Genomic DNA, 16673 nt, shown 5'->3' on the forward strand with positions numbered 1-16673 from the left:
CTCACCCGCCCCGGACGGCCACGGCCAGGCGGCCCGATCAGGCGGAGCCGGGCGACAGCCCCACTCGGACCTACTTGGATTCGACCCGTCCGAACGGGTTCGGGCCGGCCGTCAGCGCTTCGCGGGCCGTCTGCCAGGCGGAGTCCCCGGGGTAGAGCTCGCTGCGCAGGTAGGCCCAGGCGAGCGTGGCGACGGCGGCGGCCCGCTCGGGGTTCTCGTCCGTGGTTTCGGCGACGTCGTATCCGGAGATCCCCCCGAGCCCGTGTTCCGCGTCGAACACGGTGAGCAGGGACTTGGGGCCCGGGGAGAGGACGTAGGGGTCGGTGTGCCAGTCCGGGCCGCTGACGGTCAGGAAGGCGGAGGCGTCCTTGTCTCCGGCGACCACGAGCGCGGGCGTCTTCATCGTGGAGAAGTCGGTGGTCAGGAAGAAGGAGTAGTTCTCGGCGGCGAACTCGGTGAGGGCGTCGCCGCCCCGGCCGGGCGCGGCGAGCAGGACGCCCGCCTTGATCCGGGAATCGGCCAGGTCCACCGTCGTTCCGTCGTGGGGATCGGTGAGCCGGGCGCCGAGCAGCAGGCTCGCGGTGTGTCCGCCCATGGAGTGCCCGGCGACGGCGACCCGGCTGCGGTCCAGGCGGCCGGCGAGCTGTGGGACGGCATCCTCGATCAGGTGGAGCTGGTCGAGGACGCGCGTCATGTCCTCGGCCCGGGTGCGCCAGTGGGCGACGGCTCCGGGGGCGTCGGGCTCCAGGTTCAGCGTCCTGGAGTCCAGGTGGGTGGGCTGGACGACGACGAAGCCACGTGCGGCCCAGAAGTTCGCGAGCGGGGCGTAGCCGTTCAGCGAGGAGAGGTTGTTGGAGAAACCGAGTCCGTGCGAGAGGAGGATGACCGGCAGCTCGCTCCCGGTCACCGGCGCGGAGACGCGGACCTGGAGGTCCACGGCGCGGCCGGGGGCGGGCAGCACCACCGGGCTGACCGAAAGGACAGGGGTGGGCGAGTGGAGGGTGTCGGTTGTGTAAGCAGGTGCACTCATGAGGAGCATGCCCTTCGATGGCCCCCGCCGCCGTCCGGGTCCGGTGGCGGGGATGGCGGAGCGCCCGCAGTCAGCTAACCTGAAAGCGGATCGTTGTTCCGATTAAAATATGGAACGCTGATCCGTTTCGTCAATGGCCGCCGGAAGGAGAACGTGGTGCCCGCAGCAGGCCCGGCCAGAGGAGGGTCCGCCCACAGCAAGCGGGCGGACGCGCTGCGCAACCAGCAGGCGCTGCTCGACGCCGCCGCGGAGGTGTTCGTGACCTCGGGGATCGACGCGCCGATCCGCCAGATCGCCGCCCGGGCGGGTGTCGGGCTGGGGACGCTCTACCGCCACTTCCCCACTCGGGCGGACCTGGTCACCGCCGTCTATCACCACCAGATCGAGGCATGCGCCGAAGCCGGCCCGAAGCTGCTGGCCGACGCGGCCTCCCCGTTCGAGGCGCTGCGCCAGTGGGTCGGCCTGTTCACCGACTTCCTGGTCACCAAGCACGGACTCGCCGACGCCCTCCAGTCCGACAGCGACCGTTTCGCCACGCTGCACACCCACTTCCTGGACCGGCTGTTGCCCGTCTGCGCCCAGCTGCTCGACGCCGCCGTCGCCGCGGGCGACATCAGGCCCGGCATACAGCCCTACGAACTCATGCGCGGCATCGGCAACCTCTGCGTCGGACGCGACAGCGACCCCACCCGCTACGACCCTCGAAGGCTGATCGAACTGCTCCTTCACGGGTTGCGGCCGACGAGCGACTGACCGTCCTGCCACGGGAACCCGGCCTGTACGCGGGCACCGGCATCACTCCGCCGGCCCCGGCCCGACCGGACCGGGCTCCTGTTCCCCCGCGCCGGACACGGTCCGGCGTCCGGTCAGTCCAGTGCGCGCGCCACCAGTCGCGCCACGCCCGCGACGCCCCGCCCGACCCACCCCAACAGCCCCGTGCCCACCGCGAGGTCGGCGACGTCCGCGGTCGTGTCCGCCCGGTCCCACCCGGAGTCGCACCGGGAACACGACCGAGGCCAACGCCGCTTCCGCTCCCCGCACCTCTTGCACACCGCCATCGCCTCGTTCTCCCCTCCCAGGACACCGGCAGCAGGGCGCCGCAGGCGTCGAACACCCATCCGGTCGTGGCGCCAAAGGTAACCGGCCCGGACGGTGAGCGCGCTGAACGAATCATGAACGCGCCGGGCTCCCTATTACGCCGAACGGGTGGATGTCTGGGCGGCGGACGGCGTGTCGGCCACGGTTGTGGCACCTTCGCTGCGAAGGGCGTCCTCGATCGGCGTCCTTGAAGGGCGGGCACACATGGCCAAGGTCGTACGGGTTCTCGCGGTCCTCCTTCCGCTGCTGCCGGCGGCCCTCATGACACCGGCCGCCGCCCAGTCGGCCCCGCTGCCGTGGACCGGCAGTTGGGAGACGGCACCCTCCGGCACCGCCGCCCCGCTGCCCGGCGCCGCCTTCCGCAACGTCGTCCACCTCAGCGTCGGCGGCACGGCCGTCCGGGTCCGGCTCAGCAACCGGCTCGGCACCCGGCCGCTCCGCCTCGGCGCCGTCACCGTCGCGCTGCGCCACGCGGCCGGCCCCGCCGCCCTGCCCGGCACCCTGCGCACCGCCACCTTCCACGGCGCCCCCGAGGTGACCGTCCCGCCGGGCGCGGACACCGTCAGCGACACGGTGCCGCTGCCCGTGCCGCCCGCGGCCGACCTGCTCGTCACCGTGTACACCCCGGAGGACTCCGGCCCCGCCACCTACCACCGCACCGCCCTCCAGACCAGCTACCTGGCCCCGGCGGGCGCCGGCCGGGCCGCCGACGAGGACGGCACCGCGTACACGCTGACCACCAGCCGCTGGTACTACGTCACCGGGGTCGACGTCCGCGGGCCCGCCGCCGGCAGCGTCGTCGCGTTCGGGGACTCGCTCACCGACGGCAACGGCTCCACCCCCGACACCAACCGCCGCTGGCCCGACCGGCTCGCCCAGCGGCTGCGCGGACACCGGCTCGGCGTCCTGAACGCCGGTATCGCCGGCAACCGCCTGCTGCGCGACGGCACCGGGCCGAGCGCCCTCGCCCGCCTGGACGCCGACGCCCTGGACCGGGCCGGAGTGCGGGCCCTGGTCGTCTTCGAGGGCATCAACGACATCAAGGGCACTCCGCAGGCGCACGACCCCGCCGCCTACGCCGACGCCTACCGCGTCCTGGTGGCCCGCGCCCACGCCCGCGGCATCCCGGTCGTCGGCGTCACCCTCACCCCGTACGGCGGCTACCCCGCCTGGACCCCGGCCGGCGAGGAGGTACGGCTGCGGGTGAACGCCTTCATCCGCACCGGCGGTGCCTTCGACGCCGTGGCCGACGCGGACGCCGCCGTCCGCGACCCGGCCGACCCCACGCGCATCCGGCCCGCCTACGACCCCGGCGACCATCTGCACTTCAACGACGCCGGCATGGCCGCCGTGGCCGACACCGTCCGCCACGCCTTGACCCGGCCTCGTCACCCCGTGGCCGTCACCCCGCACCTCTCCGAGGCCTTCACCACGCCGAACACCACCGGGTAGTCGGTGATCTGCCGGTTCGGTCCCGGCCGGGAGGTGCAGATCCGCCACGCCGCGAGGTCGTCCACCCGACGGCCCTGCCCGCTCGCGTCCTCGAAGGTCATCTCCAGTGTGGAGCCCATCTGTTCGTACGCCCGACCGGCGTTGCCGCCGATGACGTCGGGCATGGTGGCGGTGACCGGCCGGGCACTCGCCGGGTGGTGCGTCCCGGCGGGCGTCGGGCCGGTCGAGGCGCTCGCCGGAGCGGTCGCGGTGCCCGTCGGGCCGTCCGGCACCGAGGACGCGCCGCAGGCGGTGACCGAGGCCAGGAGCACGGCGACGAGGGCGGGTCTCAAGTACGCGGTGACGGTCATGTTCTCCCCAGCGTGACGACGGTCGGCACAGTATTCACGACGCACGGCGGGATGCACGACCCGCGGTGGGGCGGCAGCAGGCACCGCCGGTCACGGCCGGGGCCGGGCCCGGGTCAGTGGCGTTGCTCCCGGGTCACCCAGCCCCGTTCCCGGGCGTGCCAGCCCAGTTGCATCCGGGTGCTCACCCCCGCCAGTTCCATCAGCCGCCGCACCCGGCGCTGTACGGTCCGCAGTCCCACGTCGAGTTGTTTGGCCACGCTCGCGTCGGTCAGCCCGGCCAGCAGCAGCGAGAGCACCTCCAGATCGGTGGCGTCGGGCCCGCCCGGCGGCTCCTCGGTCACCCCTTCGGCGCCCAGCCGCAGCGGCAGCGCCTCCCGCCACACCGACTCGAACAGCCCGGCGAGCAGCTCCAGCAGCCCGCTGGCGTGCACCACCAGCGCGGCCGGCTCGGCGGACTTCGAGGTAAGCGGCACCAGCGCGAGCGAACGGTCGGCCACCACCAGCTTCGTCGGCACCCGGTCCACCACCCGGACCCGCTCGTCCCGGCCGAGCGCCGCCCGCAGCTCGGTCAGTCCGTGCGGCCGGTCCAGCACCGCGCGCTCCACCACCACCCGGTAGCGCACCCCGCGCCCGGCCGCCTGCTCCTCCGCCTCGTTCTCCATCCCGGACACCACCATCGGATCGCCGGTCACCAGCGCGCACACCTCCTCCGTCGCCCCGAGCTGGAGCTGGAGGAAGCGCTGGGTGACCGCCGAGGCGCCGGTCACCACCTCCACCAGGTCGTGCACCGCCGGTTCCGCCGCCGTCGCCCGGTACTCCTCCGCGAGCAGCGCCGCCGTCAGTTCCGCCTGCTCCAGCTCGTGCCGCCGCTGGGTGAGCAGGGCGGCCAGTGCCACTCCGGGCGGCGCCGCGACCCAGCGGCCCGGCCGGGCCGGGGACTGGGCCGCCAGGCCGTGCCGTTCCAGCCGGCGCAGCGCCCGCTCGGTGTCCTGCTCGGCCAGCGTCAGACGCCGCGCCAGATCGGCCACGTCGGCCGCGCCCACGGACACCAGCGCCCGGTAGGCCGCCTCGTGCGTCTCGTCCAGGCCTATCGCTGCCAGCATCGCCCCGCGTTCCTCCCTCTGCGTCCGCCCGGCACGAGCGAAAGCGGCGTGGCGGAAAACGGCCACGGCGCAAACCCGCCGCCGGACATCATCGCCGCGGTGACGGCGCGTCTGCCAAGGTGACAGCAGGGCACGGCCGTTCACCTGGTTCACGGGCGCGATACCGGGGAACCCGGCCGCTGAGCTGGCCCGGCCCCGGACGTGTGCGAGCGCGTGGTAGGGGATCCGGGGCCGGGCCATCTCGGACGCCGCCGGGCGGCCCTCCCGTGGGGGGTGGGGCCGCCCGGCGGCCAACAGCCTGATGCCACAAGGCCGTTCGCTCCCTCACCAAATGCGCCGGATGAAGCGGGCGGTGCGCCGGAATTTCCCGGTGCCCGGTTTTTCCGCGGCCCGTGTGGTGACAATCAGGGGCATGAGCCAGCAGGGTGCGCGTCCCGCTCGTCAAGAAGACGACTGGTGGGGGGAGTTGTACGACGGCACCACACAGGACACCGGTCCCGCGCAGGCGCCCGACTCCCTGGACGACCGGTTCGCCTCGGCACGGAACGCGGTGACGGAACGGCCAAGGCCGCCGGAGCCGTCGCCGTCCCGGGAGCCGTCCCCGCCTCCGGACCCGTCCACGTCCCCCGAACCGGAGCGGACCGGACCACCGCTCCCGGACCACCTCGTCGCCCCCGCGTCCCTCCCGGACTACGTCGGCTCCGGCCCGCCCACCTACGAACCCGAGCCCACCGCGCTCCCACCCGCCGACCCGGACGCGCTGGACGGCCTGGCCCCGGACACCGTGCTGGACGGCGCCCGGTACGGGGCGTGCACGCTGCGGGCCGTGTCGCAGCGCGGGGACTCGGCGCGATACCGGGGCGAGCCCCGCAGGGACGCGCTGCTCACCGCGCGGTTCGGGGCCGGCGACCAGGCGCTGGTCCTGGTCGCGATGGCGACCGGCGCCCGGGCTGTGCCCGGCGCGCACCTGGCGGCGGCCGAGGCGTGCCGGGGGATCGCGCGGGCGGTGGGCCGCAGCCATCAGCGGCTCGCCCAGGACATCCGGGCGACCCGGCGCGGCGACCTGAGATCCGGTCTGCACCGGCTCACCGACCGCGCCCTGGGCGGACTCCGGGCGAGCGCCGCCACCGACGCGCCCGTGGCCGTCCTCAGGTGTCTGCTGCTGCCCGCCGACCCGGACTGCCGTATCCGGGTCTTCTTCGGGGTCGGCGACGGCGGACTGTTCCGGCTGCGGGACGGCGCCTGGCAGGACATCGAGCCGCGCCTGACGGCCGACGACACCGCCCCCGACGCCCCGCCCGGCGACGGCCGGGCGTCCCTGGGTCCCGGCGCTGTGCCCGGTGACGGCCGGGCGTCCCTGGATCCCGGCGCTGTGCCCGGTGACGGCTGGACGTCCCTGGACTTCGGCGCTGTGCCCGGTGACGGCCGGGCGTCCCTGGGTCCCGGCGCTGTGCCCGGTGACGGCCGGGCGTCCCTGGATCCCGGCGCTGTGCCCGGTGACGGCTGGACGTCCCTGGACTTCGGCGCTGTGCCCGGTGACGGCCGGGCGTCCCTGGGTCCCGGCGCTGTGCCCGGTGACGGCCGGGCGTCCCTGGACTTCGGCGCTGTGCCCGGTGACGGCCGGGCGTCCCTGGGTCCCGGCGCTGTGCCCGGTGACGGCCGGGCTTCCCTGGACCTCGGCGCTCTACCCGGTGACGGCCGGACGGCCCCGAACCCCGGCACTCTGCCCCGTGACGGCCGGACGGCGAACCCCGGCACTCTGCCCGGCGACGGCCGGACGGCCCCGCGCCCCGGCGCCCCCCGTCCGGGCTCGCCCGACCCCCGTCCGCCCCGCGAACCGTTCCTGTTCCGTGCCTCGGTAGCCCGCCCGGGTGATGTGCTGGTGCTGTGCACGGCGGGTCTGGCCGACCCGCTGCGCGAGGCGGAGGCCCTGCGCGCCCGCCTGGCCCGCCGCTGGTCCGGCGGCACCCCGCCCGGCCTCGCCGCCTTCCTCGCCGACGCCCGGGTACGGGTGAAGGGGTACGCCGACGACCGTACGGCGGCGGCCGTGTGGGAGGCGTAACCCCGGCCCCTGTGGATTGATGGAAACGGCAGGGCCGTATTCCGGGAGCGAAGGGGCACAAGCGAGCCATGGCCAAACAGAACGTCGCCGAGCAGTTCGTCGACATCCTCGTCCGCGCGGGCGTGCGCCGCCTCTACGGTGTCGTCGGCGACAGCCTCAACCCGGTCGTGGACGCCGTCCGCCGCAACGCCGCCATCGACTGGATCCACGTACGCCACGAGGAGACCGCCGCCTTCGCCGCCGGCGCCGAGGCCCAGATCACCGGCAACCTCGCCGCCTGCGCCGGCTCCTGCGGCCCCGGCAACCTGCACCTGATCAACGGCCTGTACGACGCCCACCGCTCCATGGCCCCGGTGCTCGCGCTCGCCTCCCACATCCCCTCCAGCGAGATCGGCCTCGGCTACTTCCAGGAGACCCACCCGGACCGGCTGTTCCAGGAGTGCAGCCACTACAGCGAGCTGATCTCCAGCCCGAAGCAGATGCCCCGGCTGCTCCAGACCGCCATCCAGCACGCGGTCGGGCAGCAGGGGGTGAGTGTGGTGTCGCTGCCCGGGGACATCGCCGCCGAGCCCGCCCCGGAGAAGGCGGCGCAGAGCGCGCTCGTCACCTCCCGGCCCACCGTGCGGCCCGGGGACGCCGAGATCGACCGGCTGGCGGAGATGATCGACGCGGCCGGCAAGGTCACCCTGTTCTGCGGCAGCGGCACGGCCGGCGCGCACGCCGAGGTGATGGAGTTCGCCGGCAAGATCAAGTCACCGGTGGGCCACGCGCTCAGGGGCAAGGAGTACATCCAGTACGACAATCCGTTCGACGTCGGGATGAGCGGACTGCTCGGCTATGGCGCGGCCTACGAGGCCACCCACGAGTGCGACCTGCTGATCCTGCTCGGCACCGACTTCCCGTACAACGCCTTCCTGCCCGACGACGTGCGCATCGCCCAGGTCGACGTGCGGCCCGAGGTGCTCGGCCGCCGCTCCCGGCTCGACCTCGCCGTCTGGGGCGACGTACGCGAGACGCTGCGGTGCCTGATCCCGCGGGTGAAGGAGAAGACGGACCGGCGCTTCCTCGACCGGATGCTGAAGAAGCACGCCGACGCGCTGGAGGGCGTGGTCAAGGCATACACCCGCAAGGTCGACAAGCACATCCCGATCCACCCCGAGTACGTGGCCGCCGTACTGGACGAAGTCGCCGACGACGACGCGGTGTTCACCGTCGACACCGGAATGTGCAACGTCTGGGCCGCCCGCTACATCACGCCCAACGGCCGCCGCCGGATCATCGGTTCGTTCTCGCACGGGTCCATGGCGAACGCGCTGCCGATGGCGATCGGTGCCCAGTTCACCGACCGGCGCCGGCAGGTGGTGGCGATGTCCGGCGACGGCGGCTTCTCCATGCTGATGGGCGACTTCCTCACGCTCGTGCAGTACGACCTGCCGGTGAAGGTGGTGCTGTTCAACAACTCCTCGCTCGGCATGGTCGAGTTGGAGATGCTGGTCGCGGGCCTGCCCTCGTACGGCACCGCCAACACCAACCCGGACTTCGCCGCAGTGGCCCGGGCCTGTGGCGCCCACGGCGTGCGGGTGGAGAAGCCCAAGCAGCTCGCCGGGGCGCTCAAGGAGGCCTTCAAGCACAAGGGGCCGGCCCTGGTGGACATCGTCACCGACCCCAACGCCCTGTCCATCCCCCCGAAGATCAGCGCCGAGATGGTCACCGGGTTCGCGCTGTCCGCCTCCAAGATCGTGCTGGACGGCGGGGTCGGCCGGATGCTCCAGATGGCCCGCTCCAACCTGCGGAACGTGCCACGCCCGTGAACGCCCCGACGGGGGAGCGCATTTCGGCCAGTTTCACCGGGTGTGACGGCGTTCCGACCACGGGTGCCGGACGGGGCCCGGCCGCCGTCACGGGGTCTCGGTGGCGTCCTGCGGCGTCCGTGGCGCCCGGTGCGTGGCGCCGGAGCGGTGCCCCGGGCGGCCGGGGCACTGTGCGGATATGGCCGAACCGCCGGTCATCGGGCATACGCCAGGACTGCCCCGGTGTCCGCTGGGCAAGCATCCCCCGTGAACGTGTTCGACCAGGAGGGGCAGGGACCGGCGGCGTGCGGGCGGGGGTCATGAAGAGGCAGGCACGAGGGGGCGGTCCGATGACCGTCGAGGCCTACTCGGCGACAGCGGGGGACCAGACGGACACCATCACCGACGACGCGCGACGGCTTCGGCGCAGGCTGGGCCGGGCGGATCTCCGAGCGGTACCGGAGGCCCGCCGGGCACTGCGCGAACTGCTGCGGCACTGGGGCAGACCGGGCCGCTCGGAGATAGCCGAACTGCTCACCAGCGAACTGGTCACCAACGCGATCGTCCACACCGACCACGACGCCGTCCTGACGGCCGTGCTGGAACCGGACGGACTGCGCGTGGAGGTACGGGACTTCGTGGCCCGCAGGCCCGAGCGGCACACCCCGGACACGGACGACGACACCCACGGCCGGGGCCTGGTGCTGGTCGAGTCCCTGGCCGACGCCTGGGGCGTACGGCCGCACGGGGTGGGCAAGTCGGTGTGGTTCGAACTGGGCGCCGAGGCGGCGTGATCCGGTGACGCGGCGGGAGACGGCGGGGCGGGGCCGGAGCGGGCACACCCCGGCCCCCGTGCCCCCGGCCGGTGGTCAGCCGAGTTGCTGTTCCAGGTCCTTGAGCTTGCGCTCCAGGGAGTCCAGGCGCGGCAGGGCCATGGTGTCGTCCTCGGCCGTGAGGTCGACGGTCAGCGGTTCAGTGGCGCCGCGGACCGGCTGGAGAGAGGGACGGGCGCGTACGGGCAGCGGCTCCGGGGTGGATATGGCGGGCTCCGCGGTCGCCGCCGGGGCGGACCCGCGCTCCACCGGCTGCACCTCGGCCTGCCGGCCGGCGCCCCGGCCGGCGAAGCCGGGCCGGCCCCGGCTGATCGCCTTCAGTCGGGCCCGCTCCACGCGCTGCTGGTCGCGCCTGCGCCGCCGGGCCTCGTCCTTCTGCCGCTTGTCCTCGCGGACCTCCTCGACCGCCTCGTCCAGGCTGCGCACGCCCTCGAGGAGCATCAGCGACCAGGCCCGGTAGGTCTCGCGGGGCGCCCGCACCCAGCGCACGATCCGGATCTGCGGCAGCGGGCGCGGCACCAGGCCCTGCTCGCGCAGCGCGGCCCGGCGGGTCTGCTTCAGCGCCCGGTCGAACAGCACGGCGGCCGACAGGGACATGCCGGAGAAGAACTGCGGGGCGCCGGCGTGACCCGCGCCGCGGGGCGCGTGCACCCAGTTGAACCAGGCCGCCGCCGCGGCGAACAGCCACACGAGCAGCCGGGAGCCGAGGGCGGCGTCACCGTGGCTGGCCTCGCGCACGGCGAGGACGGAGCAGAACATCGCCGCGCCGTCCAGCCCGAACGGCACCAGGTACTGCCAGCCGCCGCTCAGCCCGAGGTTCTGTTCGCCGAAGCCGACCAGGCCGTGGAAGGACAGGGCCGCCGCCACCGCCGCACAGCAGAACAGCAGCACGTAGGAGGCCGTGCCGTACAGGGCCTCCTTGCGCCGGCGGCGCTCCTCGCTGCGCTCCCAGGAGTCGTCCGCGCCCGCGTCCTCCCCGGAGGAGCGCTTGCCGCGCGCGAGCACCGCCACTGCCACCAGCATGCCCAGGAGCAGGACGGCGCCCGGAAGCAGCCAGTTCAGCGATATGTCGGTCAGTCTCATCAGGGTCCCTTGCATGGGGATAGGGCGTGACGCCCGCCATAGTGGCCCATTCCCGACGACCCTCAGGGGGTTTCGGGGCAAGAGGCCGCCAAGGGGGTGCGCGAGGGATGCCCAGGGCGGCGTTCTGCTCGAACTGCCGCTTGAGGGGCGGGAGTTGAGTTCGAACAGACTACCCGTACGGGTGGTCGTGGGAGAAGTTTCCGTGACGGGTGGGGCGGGTGTGCCCAGCCGGAACGATTCCTCAACCCGCCGTGGCCGCGGTGAGCCTGGCGATCCTCTCGCCGTCACGGGTGCGCGGACACGTCACACAGGTGTCCTGCGGGCGAACGGTGTAGAACATGCAGCAACTCGCCCGGTCCCGGGTGGGCAGCCGGGTGCCGTCCGGGGCGGTCAGTGCCCGGAACCCGGCCGAGCCGGCGTACGGCGGGGTCGTCCCCGGCAGCAGCAGCTCCAGTTCCCGTACGGCCCGGTCCGCCTCCTCTGTACCGGCCAGCCCGGCGACGTACCACAGCCCCTCCACGGCCTCGTCCGTCGCCATGCCCCACAGCGCGCGCCCGCGCCGCCGCATCCGGGGCCCGAAGGCCGCGAGCACCGGCTCCAGATGCTCGGCCACGGCCGCGCGCACCTCGGCCCGCAGCGCCTCCTCGTCCGGTACGACGACCGTGCCGGGCAGCGCGGCGGCGGGGTCGCCCGGCAGGCAGGCGACGGACACCGGGCGGCGTATAGCCATCCGGCCGGCCGCGCGGTCGTAGCGGACGTGGGTCACGGGCAGCCGGGGCACCCGGCGGTGCCAGAACCACGGGGCGGTGATCAGCAGACAGGCGGCCCAGGCGTAGCGGTGCAGGCCGAAGCTCGCGACGACGTCCGGGCGGGCCGGGTGGCCGTAGTCCCGCTCCACCTGCGCCGCGTCCCAGGCCAGAAAGGCGTCCAGCGCCGCGCCGCCCGCCGCGAGCTCCGCGGCGCCGACCCAGCCGGGGCCGCCGGGCACCGGGTCGTCCGGGCCCAGCTCGGTCACGGTCAGCCCCGGCAGGGCCGCGCCGAGGCGGTCGTAGGCGGCGGTGAGCGGCGAGGCCGCAGCGGGCATGGCGGAACCACCGATCCTTGGACGCGTCCGCGGGCGCGGACCGAGCTGTGCAGGTAAGCCTTACCTTACTCAGATATGGCGGAGTTTGAACTGCCGCCCGGTGCGCCTAAGGTGCTTGACGGACAACCGACAACCCGTCGTCAATGACCCCAAGTACCGACAAGCCGCCAGGAGGACCCGTGAAGCAGGGCGTGCAGGGCTCCCCGGGCCGGCCCCTCGCGGCCGCGGGCGGGCCCGCCCCCGCCGTGCGGCCGGTCCCGGTCCAGCGCTCCTCGGTGCGCGGGCAGATCCTGGACGCGCTGCGCACCGCGCTGGTCACCGGCGACCTGAGGCCGGGCGAGGTGTACTCGGCGCCGGTGCTCGGGGAGCGCTTCGGCGTCTCGGCCACGCCGGTACGGGAGGCCATGCAGCAGCTCGCGCTGGAGGGCGCCGTCGAGGTCGTGCCCAACCGCGGCTTCCGGGTGGTCGAGCGCGGGGCGCGGGAGCTGGCCGAGCTGGCGGAGGTGCGCGCGCTCATCGAGGTGCCGGTGATAGTACGGCTCGCCCGCACGGTGCCGGCCGAGCGGTGGGCCGGGCTGCGGCCGCTCGCGCAGGAGACGGTGCGGGCGGCGGCCACGGGCTGCCCGGCGGCCTACGCCGAGTCCGACCGCGCCTTCCACGGGGCGCTGCTCGCCCTGGCGGGCAACGAGCAGCTGGTCCGGATCGCCGAGGACCTGCACCGGCGGGCGCAGTGGCCACCGGTCCGGCGGGGCAGGGCCGCCCTGGTCGCCGACGCGGCCGAACACGTGGCCCTCCTGGACGCGTTGACGGCCGGGGACGTGGAGGGGGTACGGGGCCTGGTGCGCCGGCATTTCGCCGACGCGAGCTGAGTCCGCGCGGGACGACGCCGCCGGGCCGCGGGTCACGACGGCGGGTGCGGGCCACGGCGGCGGACCTCGGGCTGTGACGGCGGGGGTGCGAGCTATGACGGGCGGATCTCGGGCTGTGACGGCGGTGCGGGCTACGACGCCGGGCCGCGGCCTACGACGCCGGGCCGCGGGCTACGGTGGCGGACCTTGGGCTGCGGCGGTGGGCCGCGGGCTATGACGGCGGGCCGCGGGCTACGGTGGCGGGATGCGGGATGCGGGATGCGGGATGCGGGATGCGGGATGCGGCGGCGGTCCTCGGGCTACGACGGCGGGCTGCGGGCCGACTGCCGCGTGCGGGCTGCGGCCGCTGACTGCGGGCCCTCTGCCGGGTGCGGCTTCGTCGTGGCCGGTCGCGCAGGTCCCCGTGCCCCTGGGGTACCGCCGCCGAAGCGCCCCGAAAGGGGCGCGGGGAACGGCGCGGGCAAGCCCCACGCACCCGCACCCGGCAACGCACCCCGACCACCCCGCCCCCGCCTCGTCGGCCACCCCTACGCCGTGGCCACCCCCGGCGCCGGCGGCGCCAGTTGGCGTGCCAGCCACGTCGGGACGCCCCCCAGGAGCCGGAACAGCCGCCGCGCCTCCTCCCGCAGCCGGGACGCCTCCGGTTCCTCCTCGGTGTCCGCCAGGGACACCAGCGCCGGCGCCGTGCCCACCAGATAACCCAACTCCTCCCGGATCCGCAGGGACTCGGCGAAGCCGTGCCGCGCGTCGGCCAACTCCCCGTCCCGCAGGGCGAGTCCGGCCAGATGCCGCCAGGTGAACGACAGCAGCAGCGCGTCGGCGTGCGCCCCCGCCGCCGCGTGCGCCCGGCGGTACGCGGCGCGGGCCGCCTGCGGTGAGCGGGCCAGGTTCTCGGCGACCAGTCCCCGGCGGAAGTCCAGCAGCGCCCGCCCCCGCGACCCCGGAGGGAGCAGCGCCGCCGCCCGGCCCAGCGCGGCCCGCGCCTCGTCCGCGCGGTCCCGGACGCCGTGCAGCGTGGCCGTGTAGGCGAGCTGGCCCCGCTCGCAGGCGGCGGCCCCCCGTTCCTCGTCGGTGTGCGCCAGCGCCTCCGCCGTGCGCAGCGCGTCCTCCGCCTCCGCCCAGCCCCGCTCGGTGTACAGACACCGTTCGACCAGCAGCGCGGCCCGTTGCAGGGCCGGGGCGGCGCGGTCGGCCGGCAGCAGGGCCGCCGCGTCGGCCCAACAGGCCCGGCTGCGCAGCCGCCATACCGCGGTCTGGACAGGATCGTCATCGGTCGTTCCATCACCAGACATGGCGGTATGCGCCACGTTGCCCTCCCCATGCACGCCATCGAGCTGTTGAGTGGTGGCGGCATTCCAGCACCAATCGCCGGGCCCGGCCAAGAGGATGGGTGAAAAAATTCACAAAGTAGGGGGGTGCGGGCGGGGCCGGGCCGGCCGCCGCGCGCCCCCCCGCCGGCCTCAGCTCATGCGCAGGGCGAGGAAGAAGTCCAGCTTGTCCTCGAGCCGGGACAGGTCCCGTCCCGTCAACTGCTCGATCCGCCCGACCCGGTAGCGCAGCGTGTTGACATGCAGGTGGAGCCGGGTGGCACAGCGGGTCCAGGAGCCGTCGCAGTCCAGGAACGCCTCCAGGGTCGGGATCAGCTCGGCCCGGTGCCGCCGGTCGTAGTCCTTCAGCGGGTCCAGCAGCCGCGCGGTGAAGGCGCGGCGGACGTCGTCCGGGACGAAGGGGAGCAGCAGCACATGGCTGGCCAGTTCCTGGTGGCCGGCCGCGCAGACCCGACCGGTGCGGGCGGCGGCGACCCGGCGGGCGTGCCGGGCCTCCTCCAGGGCACCGCGCAGGCCCTCCGCCGAGTGCACGGCCGCGCTGACGCCGAGGGTGAGCCGGCCGTCGTCGTCCAGGCCCGCGGACAGCGGCTCGCGCACCGCCTGGAGCAGGGAGTCGGCGAGCAGCCCGGCCTCCGAGCCGTCGTGCTCGGCGGTGACCGAGGGCAGCGGGACCAGGGCGACCGCCTCGTCCCCGGTGTGCGCGACGGCGATCCGGTCGGAGGGCTCCGGGCCGGTCGCCAGCGGGTCGACCAGCACCTCCTCCAGCAGGGACTGGACGACCTGGCCGCCGTCGACCTGCCGGCCGCCCTCCCACTCCACGCGGGCCACCACGACCTGCCAGTGCGGGGCCGCGCCGAGCCCGGGCAGCAGCACCGGCGCCGCCACCCGGAGCCGGGCGGCTATCTCGGCGGGCGCGGCACCGGTCTGCACCAGCTCCAGCACCTCCTGGGCGAGCCGGCGCCGGACCGTGCGGGCCGCGTCCCTGCGGTCGCGTTCGACGGCGATCAGCTGGGTGACGCCCTGGAGCAGGTCCAGCCGCTCCCCGGGCCAGTCGCCCGCGTCCGCCTCCACGGCCAGCAGCCAGTCCGACAGCACCGTCTCCCGCACGTCGCGGGCGGCCTGCGGGGAGCGGCCGGAGGAGCGGATGGGGAACAGGGAGTAGGTCGTGCCGGACAGCTGGACCCGGTGCGGGCCGCGGCGGCCGGTGCGGCTGGCCGCCAGGTGCTCGGCGGCCAGCCGGGTGCAGGTCTCGGCGGGCAGCGCCGGGCCCGCCACCTTGGAGCCGGCGATCAGCCGGCCGGTGGGGGAGAGCACCCAGGCGCGCAGGTCCAGGTCGGAGCCGAGCAGGTCCAGCACCACGTCCGGGCCGCCGCCCGCCGGGCCCGAGGTCATCATCCGCCGGTGCCGGTCCACCACCGCGGCCAGGTCCCCGGCCCGCTCGCCGGAGACCTGCCGGACCACGTGCTCGGTGATCGTGGCGAACGCCACCGACTCGTGCACCGCGAACAGCGGCAGCCGGTGCCGGGCGCAGGCCAGCACCAGGTCCTCCGGCACATCGCCCAGCTCCGCCTCGCCGGCCGCGAGGGCCGCCACCCCGGCCTGGGCCAGGATGCGCACGAAGGGGTCGGAGTCCGCGGCGTCCCTGCGCCAGGCCAGGCCCGTCAGCACCAGCTCGCCGCCGGAGAGGTAGCGGCTCGGGTCGCGCAGGTCGGTGGTCATGACCCCGCGTACCGCGCGGTCCAGCTCGTCCTCGCCGCCGAGCAGCCGCAGGCCCAGCGCATCGGTGTCCAGCAGTGCGCGCAGCCGCATCTCGTCGCCGCCGTTCTTTGTCTCGAAACCTACGATGAATCTTGGGAGGGGGGCCCGGGGCCGTCCCGGGGCACCCGGATCCGGACGCCCGGGGAGGCGTGGTGCGGTTCTCCGCGCTGTTTCCCGCGTTTCCCCAGGAAATCGGAGAGGTTACCGATGGCCTCCGTTCATACGAATCTACAAGATGCCTGCCCTGGCCAGCCAACTCCTTCATGGTTTCGGTGACTGACCGGGCCGGAGTACCGGGCGGTCTACTGAGTCCACTCCGCGTGAACAGCACATGAACGAGCCGCGCCCGCCGCACACGGATTGGCTCGATCCGCACGACTCACGAGACGAAGAAGAGAGCCGGTCATGGACTTCCTTCGCCCCGCCAGCCGGGAGGAGGCGCTCGCCGCGAAGGCCGAGCACCCCACCGCTGTGCCGATCGCGGGCGGCACCGATGTCATGGTCGAGATCGACTTCGGCCACCGGCGGCCCGAGTACCCGCTCGACCCGAACCGCGTCGGCGAACTCCACGAGTGGGAGACCGGCGAGCGGAGCGTGCGACGGGGCGCCCGTGTCCCGTACGGCGCGATCATGCGGGGTCTCCGTGCCGAGCTGCCGGGCCTGGCGCTCGCCTCGCACACGTCGGCGGCCCGCGGGCCGCGGCTGATCACCGTCGACGCGTCCCGTCCGGGCGTCAAGCGCAACGCGCGCGGCCCGGACCGTCCGATCCCCGCCGTCCTCGGCACGCCGGCCATACCGGTCGACGCGCTCGAACTCGCCGACGAGGACGCCCG

At 74.6% G+C, this 16673-nt stretch carries 13 protein-coding genes and 1 pseudogene; 7 read left to right on the forward strand and 7 right to left on the reverse strand.

Features of this window, described 5'->3' with window-relative positions:
• Window positions 1-70: 70 nt before the first annotated feature.
• Entirely contained in the window at window positions 71-1030 is a 960-nt protein-coding gene (locus tag HB370_RS31055; protein WP_030777925.1) for an alpha/beta fold hydrolase, read from the reverse strand.
• A 156-nt stretch (window positions 1031-1186) separates the two neighbouring features.
• Between HB370_RS31055 and HB370_RS31060 the strand changes: the two genes are divergently transcribed.
• Both HB370_RS31060 and HB370_RS31065 read left to right on the forward strand, forming a co-directional pair.
• Complete coding sequence (locus tag HB370_RS31060) at window positions 1187-1783, forward strand: TetR/AcrR family transcriptional regulator (RefSeq protein WP_030777926.1); 597 nt, start codon at window positions 1187-1189, stop codon at window positions 1781-1783.
• A gap of 549 nt (window positions 1784-2332) precedes the next feature.
• Window positions 2333-3580 (forward strand): SGNH/GDSL hydrolase family protein, encoded by a 1248-nt coding sequence (locus tag HB370_RS31065; protein WP_106980587.1) that lies wholly within the window; start codon window positions 2333-2335, stop codon window positions 3578-3580.
• Here HB370_RS31065 and HB370_RS31070 read toward each other — a convergent pair.
• Together HB370_RS31070 and HB370_RS31075 are read right to left on the reverse strand one after the other, a co-directional pair.
• Complete coding sequence (locus HB370_RS31070; RefSeq protein WP_030777932.1) at window positions 3517-3930, reverse strand: hypothetical protein; 414 nt, start codon at window positions 3928-3930, stop codon at window positions 3517-3519. The genes HB370_RS31065 and HB370_RS31070 overlap by 64 nt on opposite strands.
• 113 nt (window positions 3931-4043) lie before the next feature.
• Window positions 4044-5033: a LuxR family transcriptional regulator gene (locus tag HB370_RS31075; protein WP_030777935.1), complete on the reverse strand. Its 990-nt coding sequence runs from the start codon at window positions 5031-5033 to the stop codon at window positions 4044-4046.
• 412 nt (window positions 5034-5445) lie between these two features.
• On the opposite strand from HB370_RS31075, the gene HB370_RS42080 reads away from it, so the two are divergent.
• The 3 genes from HB370_RS42080 (at window position 5446) to HB370_RS31095 (ending at window position 9679) form a co-directional block, all read left to right on the forward strand.
• The gene (locus HB370_RS42080) at window positions 5446-7095 is read left to right on the forward strand and encodes a protein phosphatase 2C domain-containing protein (protein WP_244405688.1); all 1650 of its coding nucleotides are present in this window, start codon (window positions 5446-5448) and stop codon (window positions 7093-7095) included.
• 68 nt (window positions 7096-7163) lie between these two features.
• On the forward strand, window positions 7164-8906 hold the full coding sequence (locus tag HB370_RS31090; RefSeq protein ID WP_030777941.1) for a pyruvate dehydrogenase: 1743 nt from the start codon (window positions 7164-7166) through the stop codon (window positions 8904-8906).
• Window positions 8907-9235: 329 nt separating this feature from the next.
• The gene (locus tag HB370_RS31095) at window positions 9236-9679 is read left to right on the forward strand and encodes an ATP-binding protein (protein WP_030777943.1); all 444 of its coding nucleotides are present in this window, start codon (window positions 9236-9238) and stop codon (window positions 9677-9679) included.
• 75 nt (window positions 9680-9754) lie between these two features.
• Here HB370_RS31095 and HB370_RS31100 read toward each other — a convergent pair whose 3' ends face one another.
• Together HB370_RS31100 and HB370_RS31105 are read right to left on the reverse strand one after the other, a co-directional pair.
• On the reverse strand, window positions 9755-10801 hold the full coding sequence (locus HB370_RS31100) for a DUF2637 domain-containing protein (protein ID WP_030777945.1): 1047 nt from the start codon (window positions 10799-10801) through the stop codon (window positions 9755-9757).
• 241 nt (window positions 10802-11042) lie between these two features.
• Window positions 11043-11885: a (2Fe-2S)-binding protein gene (locus HB370_RS31105; protein WP_030777948.1), complete on the reverse strand. Its 843-nt coding sequence runs from the start codon at window positions 11883-11885 to the stop codon at window positions 11043-11045.
• Window positions 11886-12064: 179 nt separating this feature from the next.
• On the opposite strand from HB370_RS31105, the gene HB370_RS31110 reads away from it, so the two are divergent.
• Complete coding sequence (locus HB370_RS31110; RefSeq protein WP_078637384.1) at window positions 12065-12754, forward strand: GntR family transcriptional regulator; 690 nt, start codon at window positions 12065-12067, stop codon at window positions 12752-12754.
• Window positions 12755-13281: 527 nt separating this feature from the next.
• On the opposite strand, the gene HB370_RS31115 is transcribed toward HB370_RS31110, so the two are convergent.
• The gene (locus HB370_RS31115) at window positions 13282-14046 is read right to left on the reverse strand and encodes a hypothetical protein (RefSeq protein WP_037700646.1); all 765 of its coding nucleotides are present in this window, start codon (window positions 14044-14046) and stop codon (window positions 13282-13284) included.
• Between the two features lie 168 nt (window positions 14047-14214).
• Entirely contained in the window at window positions 14215-15891 is a 1677-nt protein-coding gene (locus HB370_RS31120) for a PucR family transcriptional regulator ligand-binding domain-containing protein (RefSeq protein WP_030777952.1), read from the reverse strand.
• 354 nt (window positions 15892-16245) lie between these two features.
• Between HB370_RS31120 and HB370_RS31125 the strand changes: the two are divergent.
• Window positions 16246-16617, forward strand: a pseudogene (locus HB370_RS31125) (FAD binding domain-containing protein); the annotation flags it as partial.
• Window positions 16618-16673: the final 56 nt, after the last annotated feature.

Origin of the sequence: Streptomyces sp. DSM 40868, from assembly GCF_011820545.1 — a bacterium.
GTDB classification, from domain to species: domain Bacteria; phylum Actinomycetota; class Actinomycetes; order Streptomycetales; family Streptomycetaceae; genus Streptomyces; species Streptomyces eurythermus.

Bases quoted from the DNA above. Each gene is read 5' to 3' on its own strand.
- HB370_RS31055 (WP_030777925.1), bottom strand. From the start codon at position 1,030: ATGAGTGCACCTGCTTACACAACCGACACCCTCCACTCGCCCACCCCT.
- HB370_RS31070 (WP_030777932.1), bottom strand. From the start codon at position 3,930: ATGACCGTCACCGCGTACTTGAGACCCGCCCTCGTCGCCGTGCTCCTG.
- HB370_RS31105 (WP_030777948.1), bottom strand. From the start codon at position 11,885: ATGCCCGCTGCGGCCTCGCCGCTCACCGCCGCCTACGACCGCCTCGGC.
- HB370_RS42080 (WP_244405688.1), top strand. From the start codon at position 5,446: ATGAGCCAGCAGGGTGCGCGTCCCGCTCGTCAAGAAGACGACTGGTGG.
- HB370_RS31075 (WP_030777935.1), bottom strand. From the start codon at position 5,033: ATGCTGGCAGCGATAGGCCTGGACGAGACGCACGAGGCGGCCTACCGG.
- HB370_RS31100 (WP_030777945.1), bottom strand. From the start codon at position 10,801: ATGAGACTGACCGACATATCGCTGAACTGGCTGCTTCCGGGCGCCGTC.
- HB370_RS31090 (WP_030777941.1), top strand. From the start codon at position 7,164: ATGGCCAAACAGAACGTCGCCGAGCAGTTCGTCGACATCCTCGTCCGC.
- HB370_RS31120 (WP_030777952.1), bottom strand. From the start codon at position 15,891: ATGCGGCTGCGCGCACTGCTGGACACCGATGCGCTGGGCCTGCGGCTG.
- HB370_RS31095 (WP_030777943.1), top strand. From the start codon at position 9,236: ATGACCGTCGAGGCCTACTCGGCGACAGCGGGGGACCAGACGGACACC.
- HB370_RS31115 (WP_037700646.1), bottom strand. From the start codon at position 14,046: ATGTCTGGTGATGGAACGACCGATGACGATCCTGTCCAGACCGCGGTA.
- HB370_RS31065 (WP_106980587.1), top strand. From the start codon at position 2,333: ATGGCCAAGGTCGTACGGGTTCTCGCGGTCCTCCTTCCGCTGCTGCCG.